A 15,997-nucleotide genomic window follows, 5' to 3' on the forward strand; every position below is an offset into this window, starting at 1 on the left:
CAAAATGAGACAATGGTATGAATTAAATGAAATCAATCACGAACTCCTGAAGTTTGCTGTTCTGATCGCGAAATACAACAACCAATTTATCATCATAAATAATAAGAAGCGAGGAGGATGGGAGGTCCCTGGAGGGACCAGAGAAATTGGGGAGACGATATTATATACAGCCAGTCGTGAATTATATGAAGAGACAGGAGCAGTAAGATTTGGATTAACGCCATTCGGAATTTACCAATTGAACGAAAGTTTTGGAATGGTGTTCTTCGCAGAAGTAGAAGAGATGAGCACATTACCAGGATTTGAGATTGAAGAAATAAAGTTCGAAGATGATTTGCCTGAAGGAATGAATTTCGGAGATTTGTTTTATGATTTGTATGCTAGATGGAATGAACGTAAGGATAAGAAATTGGAGAAATATGCTATAGATATCAGGAACTTAGATAAAGTGAATGAAAGAGTTATTTTAGTATAAGGAGCATATAACCTACAGGTATCTAAGACTAACGTGATCGGACGTATCAAGCGGTCAAAAATCCGTTAGAGCAACGAAAAAACAACTTTGACCATTAGAAGCAAAAAATACGGTTTTCGCGACCTTATCCCCTTGTAACGGACTTCGTTGTCCGTTACAAGAACAACGTTCCAAAGAATCAACGCTAACGGTCAAAAGTGTCCGGGTAGCAGGTCAAAACAGGGGTATGTCCACACTTTTGGGCGCGTAAAGGGGGCATCTCCAAGTCGGTAAATCAACTTTTGGAGAACAGCCCCCTCTTGAGCTTTATTTTTGCTTCATCTGCGATAGTTTCCCCTCACTCATCCCGTAAATGACATCAGCTATGGTTGTTACCTTCTTAGAGTGTGTAACGATAATAACGCATTTGCCTTCCTGATGGGCAAGTGAAGTGAAGATATCTAAGATAGCTTCCTCTGTTGCACTATCCAGATTGCCTGTCGGCTCGTCGGCGATGATGATATCGGGATTATGTGATATTGCCCGGGCAATTCCAACACGCTGCTGTTCGCCACCGGATAGCCTTAGTATTCTCCTGTCCGCCGTTTCTCTGTCGATGCCGACCTTTTCAAGTAAAGCATAGGCATATGCTCTTTTATCCTTCATGGGGCTCCCGTTAATATTCATGGACAGCACAATGTTCTCAATTGCGGTTGCATTGGTAAGGAGATTGAAGCTCTGAAATACAACCCCAATCCCTTTAGCCCTGTATTCGTCACGGTCGAGCTTTTTTAAGTCTTGATCGTTATGCATGATGGTTCCATCGGTACATACATCAAGTCCGGAAATTAAAGATAGCAAAGTTGACTTGCCGGATCCGGACTTGCCAACGATCGTATGAACTTTTCCAGGTTCAAAAGAGGCATTCACTCCTTTGAGAACATTCTTCTTCGTACCTTCATATCTGTAGAATACATTATTTACTGTAAGTACGCTCATTGCTATCACCTAATTCCTTTCCATGAGGATCTTGATGGGTTCAAACTTTGTGATCTTGCTAATGGAGACTAAACCGGCAAATGAAGCCAGCAGAATAGAAATGGCGATAATCTCCGATATCGTTACAAGGTCAAGTGAGATTTTCATTTCAGACAACGGCATTGCGCTAGTCTGTGCTCCTCCAAGCTGTGCGCCGCCTAATTGCATACCCCCGGGGCCCATCATGACATTTCCACCAGCACCTTGCGATGTGTTTGACCCAGCCGCTTCAGCTTGATTCTGCAGCAGCATGTCGGATACTGGCTGTGCAGCAACAGTACCTACACCTAATCCAATGACAAGACAAAAACAAGTAATTGTAAGAATTTCAAACCAGAGTCCCAGTGCCACTTTAACTTTTTTCATCCCCATCGCCCGAAGCACGCCAATTTCATACTTGCGCTCCCGGATTGAGATCGAAGCAAGCAACAGCAAAATAATCGAGCCAAGAATGATAACAACGATCATAAAAGTGATAGAAATACTCTTTAATCCCTCAACAGGCTTTACTACTTTTTCATAGGAAGCTGTGTCCGTATTTACATTGAAAAGATCAGCAAGTCCTTTTGCTCTAACCTCTGCTTCAAATGGCTCCAGCATTTCGGGGCTTTTCAGATAATAGGTTACATTTACATTCACTCCGGTCTCATTAGCCTTGCGCTGGGCAATTAATGTGTCGAGTGTGGTCAGGACCTCGTTACGCCTATTAAATGCTGCGGATTTAGGCATATTGTCATTTGCATATTCATCGGTCAAGTCATTATAAACACCGACAACGGTTAATGGATAAGTAACCTCACGTTGTAAACGGACAGTCCCCATTCCAGATATAGACGCGGTGTATTCCACACCATCTACGGTTACTTTGTCGCCTTCTTGTACATTGTCGGAAGTCATATCAGAGGGGGCGTCAACGCTCATATTGGCTGTAAAAGTGATTACATCGCCAAGGCTAATGTTGTTTAAGTCACGAAGCTCGTTGCTAATCACAATTTCTTCGTCTGCTTCTGGCAACCTGCCGCTTTCAAGGCTTCTAAGTCCATCGTTAAATTCTTCCCAGTTATCACCCATCAGCTTGTAATTTCCGTTCATGCCTGGGCCTTTCATCATAGCGCCCTGACCGACAATAGATGTGGTGCCTTCCCCCGACGTATTAGAGTCATCTTGGTCAATCGCTGTAATCTCCGAGTTGTTGGCCATTATTGAACCTGTTGCGATACTTTCTTTGAGATATTCCGAATTGGCGAACTGCAACAACTGCTCTGAAGGGATCTCAGGCTTTTTGACCATCACTCTACCGTCTGTAGAGTTTTTCTGTGCTTCCTCCATAACCTTCTGCATATCGGGCGTAATATACACCTCCGAGGCAAAGCGCTCTTTGTAATCCTCAATCACTGCCGAAGAAGTATTGTTAATGATTAAAGACACAACGGTTGTTAGTATGATGACGAAAATAATCGCGCCGATCATCAAGTTTCTACCTTTGTTTCGCACTAAGTTTTTTAGTGCATTTTGTAAGATATACATGCTTAACAAACTCCTTTTGGGGACTTTTTTATTTTTCGTGCTCCGCTTCCACTACTTCAAATCCATCAAAGAAATCGTCCAGTTCGTCCTCCGCCGAAGCTTTGGACTGGAATGGTCTGGTTATATAACGATTGTCAGATGGTTGCTTGGCAGCAAGTCTTAAGTGAAGCATGCCAGCGGTCAATAATACCGCAGTAAAACCAAGAGTAGTAATGACATAGGTAAGCACTTGCGGTATAAAATCATGCCAGTAGTAATCGGATGTTTGTTCCGAAGTAGCGCCTTGCAAGACGGCATTATCTAGCATTTCAAGCTGTGGCGGGATGTACAGGATGAGCTGCCATATGCCCAAAGCTAGAATAATACCGGATAGTATAAAGATAATGACGCTGGTTAGATTTTTTTTCACTATCAATTTTCCTCCTCCTAGAATTCATATTGATTATTTAAAAGGACAAACCTTTAACCAACCTTAAATCGTAAATACAAAACAAAAAAAAGCCCTCGGAGTATGATCCGAAGGCTTATACAGGATTCCATCATTCTTTTCTGATTAGTTCAAATACAAAAGTTGTGCTTTCTCCTTCAACACTTGTGCAATAAATTTTCCCGTCTGCATTTTCTATGATTGCTCTAGCAATGGACAGTCCAAGACCATAACCTCCGTCATGAACTCTTGAAGCGTCTACACGATAAAAGCGATCAAATAGTCTTGGCAGACATTCTTTTGGAATTCCACTCCCTGAATTTTTCACAGAAAAGAGTACGTGGTTTCGAGACTTTTTGAGCGCAACCTCAATTTTACCGTTTTCATTCACATACTTTACGGCATTATCAAGCAGTATGATGACGACTTGCTTCATTTTATCACTAGCACCGTTCACGATGAGATCTGGCTCAATGTTTTGAGAAAGTGTTATTCCTTTTTCAAAGACAATAGCTTCCATCGTGAGCAGTACATCGGTAACAACATGGCTGATATTAAAAGGGGCAAACTGACTGTTTATAGCCTCGCTGTCGGTTTTAGCCAGATACAATAGGTCACTGACGAGCTTTCCCATTCGATCGGTTTCCGCGGTAATATAATCCAGCCATTTCTGCTGGCTTTCAATCGTCTCGGTCTTATTGGCATACAAAGCTTCAGTATTGGCATTAATGACAGCGATCGGTGTCTTCAGTTCGTGAGAAGCATCGGCGATAAACTGCTTTTGTTTCTCATAGGCTATTTCTACAGGTGTAATAGCACGCCGGGCAAAAAACAGGCTTATACCGAAAATGACAAACAACATCACAATGCTGATGACCCCAAATGTGAGCAAAAGCTGAGAAAGTATGTTATACGATTCGGTCACATCCATAAAATAAATCTGTTCAAGAACGGGCGCTTGGGTGATACCGCTCTTCCCCTTGATTATAAGATTTGCATTCATGGAATTGATTTGAAAAAGCCAACGTTGTCCATCGATCGAGATGACAGCACTGTCTTTATTCGAAGAGGTGGCCAGTTTGGTTGCTTTAGTATAGACATCTTCCGTTAAATCTAAATAGGAATGAACATTTAGCAAAGTGTTATTTTCACCAACTAATACACTAAAAGTAGAAGCATAATCATTTGGTATTTTCCCAACAAATACCCTACCGGTATTATTGTATTCATCTGATTTACTCATCGAATTCATCATAATGGGTGACATCATAATATTTGTCAGTTTGATTTGGTTCTCACGCTGTATATTACTGTAAGTGATCATGTAAATGGCAGCGAACGCAGAGATCATGACAACCGTAATGATGGTCATATTCAGAATCATAAATTTGTTCCGTAATCTCTTAAACATGTCTATCACCATGAGATTTCAGAACATACCCGACTCCGCGGATCGTATGGATCGAGGTCACAGATTTAATATGAGTTAATTTCTTTCGCAAGAACGAAATATATACCTCCACATTATTATCTTCGGCTTCGCCATCGTATCCCCACAGCTTTTCAATAATTGTATTTTTAGATACAACCATGCCTCTCATGTTAATAAGCAACTCTATTAGCTGAAATTCCTTCAATGTGAGCTTGTACGATTTACTATCACAAAATAATTCGAGGGAATGGGGATGGATGTCGATGTCTCCGTAGGACAATGTACCATCTTGAGTCAGCTCGCCCTTCCGACGACTAAGCGCACGGAGGCGGGCAAGAAGTTCCTCGGACTTAAATGGCTTGGCAATATAATCATCCGCACCGCTATCTAACCCGTTTACTGTATCTTCTGTCTCACCTTTTGCCGTTAGAAGGACGACAGGAACAGAAAGACCATGCTTTCTGATTTCTTTAAGTATCGTGATACCGTCTATTTTTGGGAGCATTATATCAAGAATGATGAAGTCGTAAATAGCAGAAATTGCGCAGTCTAGCCCATATTCACCGTCATGAGCTAAATCGACGCTATAATTGTTCTTCTTGAGAACCTGTGCCACGGCTTCAGCCAAGTGTATTTCATCTTCAACGATAAGTATTCGCACGCAGATACCTCCTTGTCTTTCCTATTCTAGCAATGCAACCTTTAATTAACCTTAATTTTCACGGAGTAGGCTTTTATCAATTTATGGGGTAAAGAGGTTCGGGCAATGCGAACAACATGAAGAAGGAACAATCAGAGGAGGAAAATTTAATAAGGTGAGGAATCATAAAAGGTAGAGCTAGAAAAATAATCAAAGGTTTGTGGATCATTGAGAGTTAGGAGGGAGATAAATTGAGGATCAGTATCTTACAAGAATCAGAGGCTCAGGCGTATCAACAAGTTCGATTGGATGGCTTAAGGAATGATCCTGGTGCCTTTGGCTCTACTTATGACCGTGAAGTGAAATTCTCTCTTGAGGCTGTAGCTGAAAGAATAAAACCTAGTATGGATAAGTTTGTGTTAGGCGCATTTGGAGATGAAGGCCATTTATTTGGAGTTGTAACTTTTATGCGGGATACTGGCATGAAGACTCGCCATAAAGGCCATATTTTTGGAATGTATGTGGTTCCAGAGAAAAGAGGAACTGGGTTAGGAAGAAAACTAGTGGGAGAATTAATTAGAAAAACAAGAGAAATGGAAGGGATGGAACAAATCAATTTAACAGTGGTCTCTACTAATAACAATGCGAAAAGATTATATCTATCGTTAGGGTTTGAAATTTATGGTCAGGAACGAAATGCTCTTAAATATGAGGATCAATATTATGATGAAGATTTAATGGTTCTCAGGTTTTGAAAATTGAACTCCGAGCCAATTGTGTAGTCGAGTGTTAGCAGCACTCGGCTTCTTACACAAGATGATAACATAATCAAATAGAAATAAACCAAACACAGCCACCTTAGATCAATTACTCAGAGAGTTTAATGATCTAAGGTGAATTTTTGTTTATAAGGCAGGTGAAAAGGCAATGAATCAACAGCTTATTACGAATATTAGCGAAATGGTATTCCTTCAAAGACAACATCATTTCATTAGCCCTGATGCTGTTATTTATCATCCAGGGCATTTTCCAGAATTGAATAGTAAAATTGTGGATTTATACAAATCAGAAGGCTTCAAACAGCTACTTATTCCTAATATTTATAACTGTTTTTTAGAAGCAAATGAGTTCGTGTACCATAAACCTCTGTTAGTTGAAATGGGGATTCCGGAGGAACTTATTTGTCCCATATCAGGAGATTTTAAAGATGGTTCAGAAGTTGTTGTAGGAGGAGTAAGTCAATTAGATCCAGGAATGCACAATATTTTGTTAGCAGGTAAGGCATTCTTTTGTAGACGATTTATGATATTGGCAGCACTCAATAGGACAGATAAAACCTTTGATGTATTACCGCTTGTAGATGAGAGGGGAATTGACAAGGATAATTGGCATACAACCGAGAAAGGCAGAGCACGAGTATTAAACGAAATCAATGTTATTAATAAAATTTTGAATTGCACTTGAGAGAAATTCCAGTAACGAAGTAAATAAGGGAGGTTTCAAATGGAATTTCAACATATCCATCAAAAGTTGAAAGAAACGAGAGAGAAGTTACTAACTACTCTTAATGATTTGAGTCGCGATCAATTAAACCAAAGAAAAGATATAAATAGCTGGAGTATTGCACAGATATGTCAACACTTAATTAAGACAGAAGAATTATATGTCTTAGCAATCAAGAGAGGGCTAAGGAGCAATGAAGATTCAATTATAGAGAGTAAGCCAGTAGAATCGCTACTAGATAGAAGTAGAAAGCTAGAAGCTCCGGACATTGTTAAACCAACTGAAGAAATATTAGAACGTGATGAAATCGTTGAACAACTACGAAATTCAAGAGTGAAGTTTAATGAATTCTTAAATACGTTAGAAGACCCATCTGTGCTGAGTAGAAGATATTTTAAACACCCAGCTTTTCAAGAAATGTTATTAATTGAATGGTTAGAATCACTGTATTTGCATGAGCAAAGACATATTGAACAAATTAATGAGATTAAAGATGATTTTAAGTAAAAAAAGGCTGCTTCCAGATCGAAACAAACCTATAGGGGTTGTACGATCGGAGCAGCCAATTATATTTAACAAACTGGGGTCAAGCTTCAATTATTTTGCAATTTGCTGGCCAGCAATTCGACCGAATGTAATGATATCGGCAATAGCGTTACCGCCGAGACGATTCGAACCATGAATAACGCCTGTAACTTCACCAGCTGCGTATAAGCCTGGGATTACCTTGCCGTCTGTATTCAATACACGTGTTTCGGTATCAATCACCAAACCACCCATTGTATGGTGTACCGATGGTACAGCTTTTTGGATGTAATATGGTCCATTTTCAAGCGAAGCGAGGCCTGCACGATGATTAAAGTCTAAATCTTTGCCTGTCTTTGCATATTGATTTACTTTATCGACAGTTGCTTGCAATTTAGCTGGATCAATGTTGAAGAATTTAGCTGCATCTTCAATGGTATCAGCTTTGTAGAGCATGCCTTCTTTAATGAGCTGTTCATATTCATCTGGATGTGCGGCAATCGTCTTACTGATCCCTTCTAGATCTTGATTCCACAACTGGTAAGCATACTTGCCTTCCTGAGCCAGGATCGCTTGCGAGATGACGTCGCGACGTTCCAGTTCTTCCACAAAACGTTCCCCGCTTTGATTCACTAGAATAGCACCATCGAATCGAGAGTCCGCTACTAGGGAAATAACGCCAGTCACAGGATCGCAAATTGGATACGTTTGGATGTTCTCCATATTGGTGATGGCTGCTTGAATCTCTTGTGCCATGATAATGCCGTCTCCCGTTGTACCTGGAGAGTCTGTCGACATATAGCTATCATCTAGAGTCGGATTGTATTTGATACGCATTTCAACATTGGAGCCAAATCCACCGGATGCGATGACAACACCTTTGTTCGCATGGAACGTGATCTTCTGACCTGAATCACTTGTTGCTTCTACGCCAGTTACTTTACCGCCCGCATCAGTAAGCAATTTTTCTGCCTTCATATTCGTCTTGATAGGAATTTGCAATTCATCGGTTTTCGCTTTGAATTTCGTGATAAGTTCGGCACCTGTATGGCCAACTGGAATTAAGGCACGTTTACGAGAGTGACCGCCGAATTGGAATAGCTGATCGGGAAGAAACTCCACCTTGATTTCATCGCGAAGCCATTCTGCTGAACCTAAAGCTTGTTCAGCAAGGATTCGCACCATTTTAGGATCGCCGAGGTTGTCGCCGCCCTTCATCGTATCCTCATAGAAGAGGTCAACAGAATCATCAGTAATACCTACGGCTTTCTGTACCCATGTGTTCGGTGCGTTCATTTCGCCACCAGAGATCAGGGTATTACCGCCAACGGTTGGCATTTTTTCGAGAATTACGACGTTAGCCCCTGCTTTTTTCGCTTCAATTGCAGCACTGAAGCCTGCGCCGCCTGCACCGATGACAACGACGTCGTAAGTTTGCTCAGCATCTTCTTGCTGCGCATTTCCGCTGACTGCCGAACCTGCCGCAAGAGTAATACCAGCTTTGCTAATCGCATCTTGAATCGCAGCTAAATAGCCCTTACTAGTTTCTGTGGAGCCGCTAATGGCATCTACATCAGCTGTGTTCGCCTGCATGACGCTATCTTTAAGCTTGGTGTATACGGGCTCAGACAATACCTCGTTTTCTTTCTGTTCCAAAACTTCAATGTTCGTGATTTTACCGTCCGCAAAAGAGACTTCAACTTTGATTTCTCCATGCTTACCATTGCCAACACCGATAGACTTCACAACTCCATCTTCCGATGCAGTCGTATTATCTTTAGAGCCGCAGGCAGTCATGGTCAATACCAGACATAGGATGAGAATGAGGGATAGAAATTGGGTTGTTCTTGTACGCATAGTTCCTCCTTGAATAATGTTATGGTATTTAAGTGAAATCATTCACTTACCAACGTAAGAATAACGCGGTTGGGCATACATACAATGAGATCATTCAATCGATGTATCGGTTGACTATGCTCACAGAGATGATCTGGGCAGTCTGCTTCAACCATGGACACGGCGCCATCCTTAATGCGTACCGTGTTCATACCGTGTTCGGTGACGATGCTGAAAGTTTGCGTATAATTGTCATCAGGAATTTCAATTCGCTTCTCCAGTTGATCCCCAATATAGACCTCAAGAAATTTGATACTTGCGGCGCTACTAGACTGAGGCTGTGAATGGAAGCTGAATCCGATGAACGCAATGACAGCAATGGATACCACAATAAAGAAATCCCATTTTTTAATTTCGCTTCACCTACCTTGTGAAAAAAGGTACAATAAAATTATATAGAGCATCGTATAAAAAGTATTTGCACAAACCGTCCTTTTTTTATCTATTTCGGACAATTGTTGAGACAGGTCTATAAGTAAGTGTTTAGAACATGTTCTAATATAGGAGATGAAATCGATACAAAAGAAGATTGCTTGGTACGCTGGTGGTTGTTTTTTATGTTTATTTTTGGCCATCCTAGGCGCTATTCATTTTGAATTAGAACGAACGGTTATTCCTTTGAATAAAAGTTTGACGCAACAGATTGTCAGTGCACGCAGTGAACAAATTTCCTATTGGTTTAAGCAGCGAATCGGGGAGGTTGAGATGTTAGCAACATTAGCTGCAGACCATCAATGGGATCGGGAGGCGTTGTTACAAGAAGTTGAGAAGCTGGCTCTCCTGCGTAATAAAGAATATGAATCCATTCGAGTGGTGAATCGGTACGGCCAATCCTGGTCTTCTTACGATAAACCCTTTTCGATCGTCGATCGAGAATATTATGTGCGGCTTTGTGAATCGGATGCTTCTTATGTCGTGAGCAATCGAATTCAATCCCATGCGAATCAAGCGGATATTGTCGTTATTCTTTATCGGATTAAGCCGCAGGTCTATGATGAAGCAGCTTATATTTCGGCGGCAGTATCCATTGAGGCGATGCAAGAAATTGCAAAGGATATTAATGTCTATGATGGAAAGGGTGAATTATTATTCGATCATGAGTTTTATGCTCCGCAGACGGGTCAGCCTGGAAGAGATGACGAGACAGCCCGAAATGCAGATAAGATGGCAACTTTTATAGCACCGATTGAGCAGGTTCCTCATTGGGAATTAAAATTTCAAGTTCCTCATTCACAATTGTTGCAAGGGGTCGACAAAACTCAACGATCCGCATTGCTCGTCGGTGGTGTGACCGGATTCGTATTCTTCCTGTTATTGATTCTGCTTGGTAATTCGATCGTCAAGCCGATCCGCTCTTTGCAGAAAATTATGGGTAAGGTCGAAGCAGGAGATCGAAATATTCGTGCCACCGAGAATCATCAGGATGAGATCGGAGATTTAGGGAGAAGTTTCAATCAGATGTTAGCGAAGCTCTATCACTACGAGCAAGAAAAGAAGGAAATGGAACTGCGTCTCATCCAGGAACAAATCAAGCCTCACTTTCTATATAACACGTTGGATACAATTCAATGGAAGGCTGGCGCATATGGAGCGGATGATGTCGTCGAATTGGTCGAGTCTTTAAGTACGTATTTCCGACTTGGCTTAGGGGGATGCAATCAATTTATTACCTTGGAACAGGAATTCCATCATGTTGAAAGTTATCTGCAAATTCAATGTGTGCGGTATGAAGAGATATTAGAATATGAGTTGATGTATGATGAACATCTGGGTTCAAAGCGAATCATTCGCTTCTTACTGCAACCTCTTGTTGAAAATGCCATTTATCATGGAATTAAGCCATTAATTGATCAGAAGAGCAAAATCTCCATTCGCACCTATGAGAAGGACCGGGATATGCATATTGTAGTCGAGAATAATGGATTGCCAATCTCAGAAGATAGGATGAAGGTCATTCAGCAGGCGTTGTCTAGCAGCCGGTGGAAGGATGGAACCATTGGCTTTGGTTTATACAGTGTAAACCATCGATTGAAATTAACCTATGGCGAACCTTATGGACTGAAGGTAGATAGTAGACATGGTGTGACAACGATGACTTTGATTTTACCCTTAGAGGAGATTGAATAAGATGTGGAAAGTAATTATCGTGGATGATGAGAAGACGATACGTGAAGGACTTACTCAATATATTAAAGATAGTCAATTACCTTTTGAAGTGGTCGGCAAAGCGAGAAATGCAGCTGAGACGCTAGCTTTGATGGAGAGAACCCCTCCTCATTTATTATTCGTGGATATCAATATGCCAGATATGAATGGACTTGATCTGTTGCGGCATGTGAAAAGTCGTTATGAACAAGTGATTGCTATTATTGTTAGCGGATATGACTCGTTTGAATATGCGAGGCAAGCTGTGCAGTTGCAAGCTTATGACTATTTGTTAAAGCCGGTTCCTAAAAGCGATTTAAAGCGGGTATTGCAGAAGATAGATGTACATTTACGTCAATGCTATCCGACGGACGATACGATGAAAGATTGCGGGGGAGAACCGAATAGCAAGATAGATCAAGGAACGAGCACGGTGATCATGAGCAAAATCACGGAATATATCGATAATCACTACCATGATCCGGAATTAACTGTATCGCGTGTTGCTGCATTATTTTATATAAATCATACGTATTTAAGTAAAAAAATGAAACAAGAGCTGGGAGCTTCTTTTCTCGAATATTTAACAGAGCTCCGCATTTCGAAAGCAAAGGAAATTTTGGATCATTCGATGCATAATATCAAAATCGGCGAGCTAGCGGTGAAGGTAGGTTATACGAATCAGTATTATTTTAGTCGTCTTTTTAAAAATCGAGTTGGTATGTGTCCGATCGAATATAAGAATAAATCGTGTAAATAAGAGGGCTGCCGAACGGGATAATGCGGTACAGTGGTTGATGGGATGCGGAGTAGATCCGCAGAACCCTTACCATCGTAGACGAATGTGGAACATGGTATGGGGAAGATAGAGGCTCCCTATTTTAAGACGGAGAATGATCCAGACAGGGTCTTTCTCCGTTTTGATTTGCGTAAGTTTGGAATACAATTGTGCTCAGATTAATGGGATAGTTTAATTAAATACATTTGCGGGGCTATCGTCCCTTTGCTTGATAGATGTATAATTGTGGAAGAAGGCTGAGGCAAATGAACTTGACTGAAGCGGAGAAATTATAAATGTTAAATGTAAATTATAGAGCATTAACCCTTGATGATTGTGAACAAATAAAAGACATGGATCCCTCTCAGTATATAAACAGAGCCTGGAGAGAAGTCGATGGAAAGCGTCAATTAGTTGTTATTAATTATCAGGATAACGATTGGCCAAGCGGATATGACTATCATTTCAATAGTCTGAGAGAAACCATCCTGCAAGATGGCTATGCAGTTGGCGCCTTTGATGAAAGAAATAGATTAATAGGATTTGCAACACTGAATCATGAATTTTTTGGTGTTAAGTATAATTACGTTTTATTGGATCAATTATTTATAACCTTAGAACATCGGAATAAAGGCATTGGAACAAGACTGTTCTCGATTATTTCAGATAAGGCATTGGAATGGAAAGCGGATAAAATATACATATGTGCTGGTTCTGCTGAAGAGACAGTGGCGTTTTATTTCGCTATAGGCTGTATAGAAGCGAAGGAAATAAATAAAAAATTGTATGACAACGATCCAAGAGACTTTCAACTGGAATATTCAATAAGGAGGGGTGTTCATGGAGGTCAATTATAAAAATTACTTAATTTCTGATGATAAAGCCAAGTTAGACAAACAAGTTATCCTAGACTTTCTTGCTCAAAGTTACTGGGCAAACCGAAGGCCGCCTGAACGTATCCTTAGATCAATAGATCATTCTCACTGTTATGGTGTTTACCTTGAAGAACAACAAATAGGATTTGCCAGAGTAGTCACAGACCAAGCTACAATTTATTATTTATGCGATGTCTTTGTTCTAGAAGAATATCAAGGTCAAGGAATAGCAAAGAAGCTAATCGAAATAATCACTAATTCTAAGGAATATGAATGGATGACAGGAGTTTTAGGGACACTAGATGCCCATGGACTTTATGAAGAATATGGATTTGAAAGAGACTCGGAAAGATTTATGAGAAGGCAGCCTCAGGGCAGAAGGAATAATTGAGGTTGCGTATTTCCATAGAGGAGGAGTCAGTATGTCATGGAAAGCAAAGATAATAGCGATGATTATTGCGGTTTTACTTTGTTTCGCAGGTTATGGATTGATTTTTAGGTTTAATCCAGACAATCTGATTTATGTTATCGTATTCTCCATTATTCCTGTTCTGAGCATACTAGCATTTGATTCTAGGTCCAAAGCGGAAGAGAAATATTACAAGGATAAGAATAATTATTGGAATATATGATTTGAGAATGGGAAGGAGTTGAGCTTATGCGAGCTGCTGTCTACTTACTACTTGCTGCACTTTTTACTTTGCCCGGTTGTAATTCTAATAAGGCTGCTATAGAACCTAGTCCTATATTTTACTCGGATCAGGTAGCCATGATTGGTATAGAGGGGAAAATAGGCATTCTGGGCCCAGAATTTGTTGCAAATCAATCTAATAAATATATGTGGCATTTCTGGGGGACTCAAGAAGAACTTGAAAATGGACCTTTTAGAGTGGAGGCCATAAATGTTAAGTCAAAACAGAAGATAAAAGCGTTAGTCGCAGAAGCAGGAACCTCCCAGGAAAGATTAGTATGGGAATATGACTCAATTACCGGCCCGAATAATGGGGCAGATGCACATAGGCCATCCAATCTAATGCTTCCTTCAAGTGGATTATGGCGATTGGATTCTTACCTTGGCGGGAAGTCTTTGGGTTCAATCATTGTCAATGTCCAGGAAGAGTAAAATAATAATTTTGGAGGGATAGGTTATGGGACCCAATAATAAAAAGCAAGGTGAAGAACTTTCAGGACATGTACAAGTGATTGAATTTCTTCGTCAGTTGCAGCATCCTCTAAAGACAGAAATTGAAGAAGTTCGAAAAATTATTCTAGGTGCTAGCGATCAGATTACAGAACATGTTAAATGGAATGCACCGAGTTTTTGTATCAATAATCAAGATCGAATTACGTTTAATTTACATGGCAAGGAAGGTTTTCGTCTGATTTTTCATTGTGGGTCTAAACGTACGGAATATGCGGACAAAGGCCCGCTTTTTGAGGATGACACGAAATTACTTGACTGGATCACTGGTGATCGGGCAATGATTAAGTTCTTATCAGCAAGTGATGTGGAAAATAATCGTAATCATCTCATGAAAGTTGTAACTAAATGGTTAGAGGCGACAAACAATATATAGTAATCATGTTATCAATATGGAGTGATTAAATGAATAACATCGATAAACGGAATCGACTTGGTGAAGATGAAGTATTCACTTATAAAACGACGAAAGACAAAAAAGTTTTTATTTATTGGAAAGGGAAGCAAGTATCCATACTCACTGGTAAGGCAAGTGATAAATTTTTAAAATCTATAGACGGGAAGGACCATCTGGAAACCCAGCTAGTCATGGCTAAATTGACAGGGAATTTTAAACGTGGAAATGAGAAAGAGGGCAAATCAGCTAAATGAACTGTAGTGACCAGAGTGCTGCAATGAAAAAAGGGCTCTTCGGAAATATGGTTGAAAACTGATTGATAACATATTGATGTAAAATCGGATTATGTAACGAAATAAAAGATCATCAGAGAAAGACAAATCCATAGGGACATATATATGTGCGCCTATGGATCTCTCGAAAAGGAGGAATTAAGGGGATGGAGCAATCTTCAATAAGTATAGAACCTATGCTACCCAGCGAAAACGTTGACGAAAGCGTCACTTTTTACAGGTCGCTTGGTTTTGAAATTGTCCGTGACGAGACGTTTCCATACCGATTCGCAGAAGTTCGGGATGGGGATCTTTGGCTTATGACGTCTAACTATGCCCAATTCGGGGGCAAGAAGGCGTTCGGTGCCCTCATCGTTAACGTGACGGAATTGGGAAAATTCCATGATCGTTTTGCGGTTAATCTTAGGAACAACCTCGGGACTGTACCGCTTAGCGGCTTCCCCCGTCTTACGCGCCGTTCACGGGATGGGAGTCAGTTTCGGGTCTTCGACCCGTTCGGCAACATGCTCGTATACATGGACAAGTATTACGCGCCTCCTCTGTACCTTGAAGCCCAAGATCACACGGAGGAAATCCTCAATCAGGTTTGGTTCCTGCGCGATATCTATGCCAATGATCGTGCGGCAGCCAAAACGCTCGACCGCGCTTTGGAAGAAACGAAGGACGAATCCGGCATCGGGCATGCAAGACTGCTGGCAGCTCGTGGCGAGATCGCTGTCGCCATGGGAGAATTGGATCTTGCCTCGAAGTTGGAGGACATGGTCTCTCGCATTCATCTGCAAGACTCTGAGATCCGAAGATTTGAAGAGGAACTAAGAGCATCTCAACACCTTCGAAACTGGGCTGGAATCAGGTCAGGCGAATAG

General features: G+C 40.8%; 20 protein-coding genes. 13 read left to right on the plus strand and 7 right to left on the minus strand.

Annotation, left to right across the window (positions count from 1 at the left end; genetic code table 11):
- The first annotated feature begins 4 nt into the window (after positions 1 to 4).
- Positions 5 to 475 (plus strand): NUDIX hydrolase, encoded by a 471-nt coding sequence (locus ABD014_RS07750; RefSeq protein WP_343859497.1) that lies wholly within the window; start codon positions 5 to 7, stop codon positions 473 to 475.
- A gap of 306 nt (positions 476 to 781) precedes the next feature.
- On the opposite strand, the gene ABD014_RS07755 is transcribed toward ABD014_RS07750, so the two are convergent.
- From ABD014_RS07755 to ABD014_RS07775, 5 genes are all read right to left on the minus strand, one after another.
- Positions 782 to 1,453 carry an ABC transporter ATP-binding protein gene (locus ABD014_RS07755; protein ID WP_343859499.1) on the minus strand — a complete coding sequence of 224 codons (672 nt, stop codon included), beginning with the start codon at positions 1,451 to 1,453 and terminating at the stop codon, positions 782 to 784.
- Between the two features lie 9 nt (positions 1,454 to 1,462).
- Entirely contained in the window at positions 1,463 to 3,019 is a 1,557-nt protein-coding gene (locus ABD014_RS07760; protein WP_343859502.1) for an ABC transporter permease, read from the minus strand.
- Between the two features lie 28 nt (positions 3,020 to 3,047).
- Positions 3,048 to 3,428 carry a hypothetical protein gene (locus ABD014_RS07765; protein WP_343859505.1) on the minus strand — a complete coding sequence of 127 codons (381 nt, stop codon included), beginning with the start codon at positions 3,426 to 3,428 and terminating at the stop codon, positions 3,048 to 3,050.
- A 130-nt stretch (positions 3,429 to 3,558) separates the two neighbouring features.
- The gene (locus ABD014_RS07770; protein WP_343859507.1) at positions 3,559 to 4,689 is read right to left on the minus strand and encodes a sensor histidine kinase; all 1,131 of its coding nucleotides are present in this window, start codon (positions 4,687 to 4,689) and stop codon (positions 3,559 to 3,561) included.
- A gap of 160 nt (positions 4,690 to 4,849) precedes the next feature.
- Positions 4,850 to 5,539 carry a response regulator transcription factor gene (locus ABD014_RS07775; RefSeq protein WP_343859510.1) on the minus strand — a complete coding sequence of 230 codons (690 nt, stop codon included), beginning with the start codon at positions 5,537 to 5,539 and terminating at the stop codon, positions 4,850 to 4,852.
- A gap of 230 nt (positions 5,540 to 5,769) precedes the next feature.
- Between ABD014_RS07775 and ABD014_RS07780 the strand changes: the two genes are divergently transcribed.
- The 3 genes from ABD014_RS07780 (at position 5,770) to ABD014_RS07790 (ending at position 7,528) form a co-directional block, all read left to right on the plus strand.
- Entirely contained in the window at positions 5,770 to 6,273 is a 504-nt protein-coding gene (locus ABD014_RS07780) for a GNAT family N-acetyltransferase (protein ID WP_343859513.1), read from the plus strand.
- 172 nt (positions 6,274 to 6,445) lie between these two features.
- The gene (locus ABD014_RS07785; RefSeq protein ID WP_343859516.1) at positions 6,446 to 6,982 is read left to right on the plus strand and encodes a hypothetical protein; all 537 of its coding nucleotides are present in this window, start codon (positions 6,446 to 6,448) and stop codon (positions 6,980 to 6,982) included.
- A 39-nt stretch (positions 6,983 to 7,021) separates the two neighbouring features.
- Complete coding sequence (locus ABD014_RS07790) at positions 7,022 to 7,528, plus strand: DinB family protein (protein WP_343859519.1); 507 nt, start codon at positions 7,022 to 7,024, stop codon at positions 7,526 to 7,528.
- 90 nt (positions 7,529 to 7,618) lie between these two features.
- On the opposite strand, the gene ABD014_RS07795 is transcribed toward ABD014_RS07790, so the two are convergent.
- Complete coding sequence (locus ABD014_RS07795) at positions 7,619 to 9,403, minus strand: flavocytochrome c (protein WP_343859522.1); 1,785 nt, start codon at positions 9,401 to 9,403, stop codon at positions 7,619 to 7,621.
- Between the two features lie 38 nt (positions 9,404 to 9,441).
- Positions 9,442 to 9,771, minus strand: a complete 330-nt coding sequence (locus ABD014_RS07800; protein WP_343859525.1) for a NusG domain II-containing protein — start codon at positions 9,769 to 9,771, stop codon at positions 9,442 to 9,444.
- Positions 9,772 to 10,147: 376 nt separating this feature from the next.
- Between ABD014_RS07800 and ABD014_RS07805 the strand changes: the two genes are divergently transcribed.
- The 9 genes from ABD014_RS07805 (at position 10,148) to ABD014_RS07845 (ending at position 15,997) form a co-directional block, all read left to right on the plus strand.
- Complete coding sequence (locus ABD014_RS07805; protein WP_343859529.1) at positions 10,148 to 11,569, plus strand: sensor histidine kinase; 1,422 nt, start codon at positions 10,148 to 10,150, stop codon at positions 11,567 to 11,569.
- 1 nt (position 11,570) lies between these two features.
- A complete protein-coding gene (locus tag ABD014_RS07810) occupies positions 11,571 to 12,347 on the plus strand; it encodes a response regulator transcription factor (RefSeq protein ID WP_343859532.1) in 777 nt (258 codons plus the stop codon).
- A 314-nt stretch (positions 12,348 to 12,661) separates the two neighbouring features.
- A complete protein-coding gene (locus ABD014_RS07815) occupies positions 12,662 to 13,222 on the plus strand; it encodes a GNAT family N-acetyltransferase (protein ID WP_343859534.1) in 561 nt (186 codons plus the stop codon).
- Positions 13,206 to 13,631: a GNAT family N-acetyltransferase gene (locus ABD014_RS07820; RefSeq protein ID WP_343859536.1), complete on the plus strand. Its 426-nt coding sequence runs from the start codon at positions 13,206 to 13,208 to the stop codon at positions 13,629 to 13,631. The genes ABD014_RS07815 and ABD014_RS07820 overlap by 17 nt, the downstream gene beginning before the upstream one ends.
- 31 nt (positions 13,632 to 13,662) lie before the next feature.
- Positions 13,663 to 13,872, plus strand: coding sequence for a hypothetical protein (locus ABD014_RS07825; protein ID WP_343859539.1), 210 nt, complete (start codon positions 13,663 to 13,665; stop codon positions 13,870 to 13,872).
- 26 nt (positions 13,873 to 13,898) lie between these two features.
- On the plus strand, positions 13,899 to 14,363 hold the full coding sequence (locus ABD014_RS07830) for a DUF4871 domain-containing protein (RefSeq protein WP_343859541.1): 465 nt from the start codon (positions 13,899 to 13,901) through the stop codon (positions 14,361 to 14,363).
- Between the two features lie 25 nt (positions 14,364 to 14,388).
- Positions 14,389 to 14,817 carry a DUF1801 domain-containing protein gene (locus tag ABD014_RS07835; protein ID WP_343859544.1) on the plus strand — a complete coding sequence of 143 codons (429 nt, stop codon included), beginning with the start codon at positions 14,389 to 14,391 and terminating at the stop codon, positions 14,815 to 14,817.
- A gap of 29 nt (positions 14,818 to 14,846) precedes the next feature.
- The gene (locus ABD014_RS07840; protein WP_343859546.1) at positions 14,847 to 15,092 is read left to right on the plus strand and encodes a hypothetical protein; all 246 of its coding nucleotides are present in this window, start codon (positions 14,847 to 14,849) and stop codon (positions 15,090 to 15,092) included.
- Between the two features lie 338 nt (positions 15,093 to 15,430).
- Positions 15,431 to 15,997: a hypothetical protein gene (locus ABD014_RS07845; protein ID WP_343859549.1), complete on the plus strand. Its 567-nt coding sequence runs from the start codon at positions 15,431 to 15,433 to the stop codon at positions 15,995 to 15,997.

This window comes from Paenibacillus motobuensis, from assembly GCF_039521865.1.
GTDB classification, from domain to species: domain Bacteria; phylum Bacillota; class Bacilli; order Paenibacillales; family Paenibacillaceae; genus Fontibacillus; species Fontibacillus motobuensis.

Excerpts from the sequence above, each read along its gene's own strand:
- ABD014_RS07750 (WP_343859497.1), top strand. The coding sequence starts at position 5 with ATGAGACAATGGTATGAATTAAATGAAATCAATCACGAACTCCTGAAG.
- ABD014_RS07755 (WP_343859499.1), bottom strand. The coding sequence starts at position 1,453 with ATGAGCGTACTTACAGTAAATAATGTATTCTACAGATATGAAGGTACG.
- ABD014_RS07760 (WP_343859502.1), bottom strand. The coding sequence starts at position 3,019 with ATGTATATCTTACAAAATGCACTAAAAAACTTAGTGCGAAACAAAGGT.
- ABD014_RS07770 (WP_343859507.1), bottom strand. The coding sequence starts at position 4,689 with ATGAGTAAATCAGATGAATACAATAATACCGGTAGGGTATTTGTTGGG.
- ABD014_RS07785 (WP_343859516.1), top strand. The coding sequence starts at position 6,446 with ATGAATCAACAGCTTATTACGAATATTAGCGAAATGGTATTCCTTCAA.
- ABD014_RS07790 (WP_343859519.1), top strand. The coding sequence starts at position 7,022 with ATGGAATTTCAACATATCCATCAAAAGTTGAAAGAAACGAGAGAGAAG.
- ABD014_RS07795 (WP_343859522.1), bottom strand. The coding sequence starts at position 9,403 with ATGCGTACAAGAACAACCCAATTTCTATCCCTCATTCTCATCCTATGT.
- ABD014_RS07805 (WP_343859529.1), top strand. The coding sequence starts at position 10,148 with ATGTTAGCAACATTAGCTGCAGACCATCAATGGGATCGGGAGGCGTTG.
- ABD014_RS07810 (WP_343859532.1), top strand. The coding sequence starts at position 11,571 with ATGTGGAAAGTAATTATCGTGGATGATGAGAAGACGATACGTGAAGGA.
- ABD014_RS07815 (WP_343859534.1), top strand. The coding sequence starts at position 12,662 with ATGTTAAATGTAAATTATAGAGCATTAACCCTTGATGATTGTGAACAA.
- ABD014_RS07820 (WP_343859536.1), top strand. The coding sequence starts at position 13,206 with ATGGAGGTCAATTATAAAAATTACTTAATTTCTGATGATAAAGCCAAG.
- ABD014_RS07825 (WP_343859539.1), top strand. The coding sequence starts at position 13,663 with ATGTCATGGAAAGCAAAGATAATAGCGATGATTATTGCGGTTTTACTT.
- ABD014_RS07830 (WP_343859541.1), top strand. The coding sequence starts at position 13,899 with ATGCGAGCTGCTGTCTACTTACTACTTGCTGCACTTTTTACTTTGCCC.
- ABD014_RS07835 (WP_343859544.1), top strand. The coding sequence starts at position 14,389 with ATGGGACCCAATAATAAAAAGCAAGGTGAAGAACTTTCAGGACATGTA.
- ABD014_RS07840 (WP_343859546.1), top strand. The coding sequence starts at position 14,847 with ATGAATAACATCGATAAACGGAATCGACTTGGTGAAGATGAAGTATTC.
- ABD014_RS07845 (WP_343859549.1), top strand. The coding sequence starts at position 15,431 with ATGACGTCTAACTATGCCCAATTCGGGGGCAAGAAGGCGTTCGGTGCC.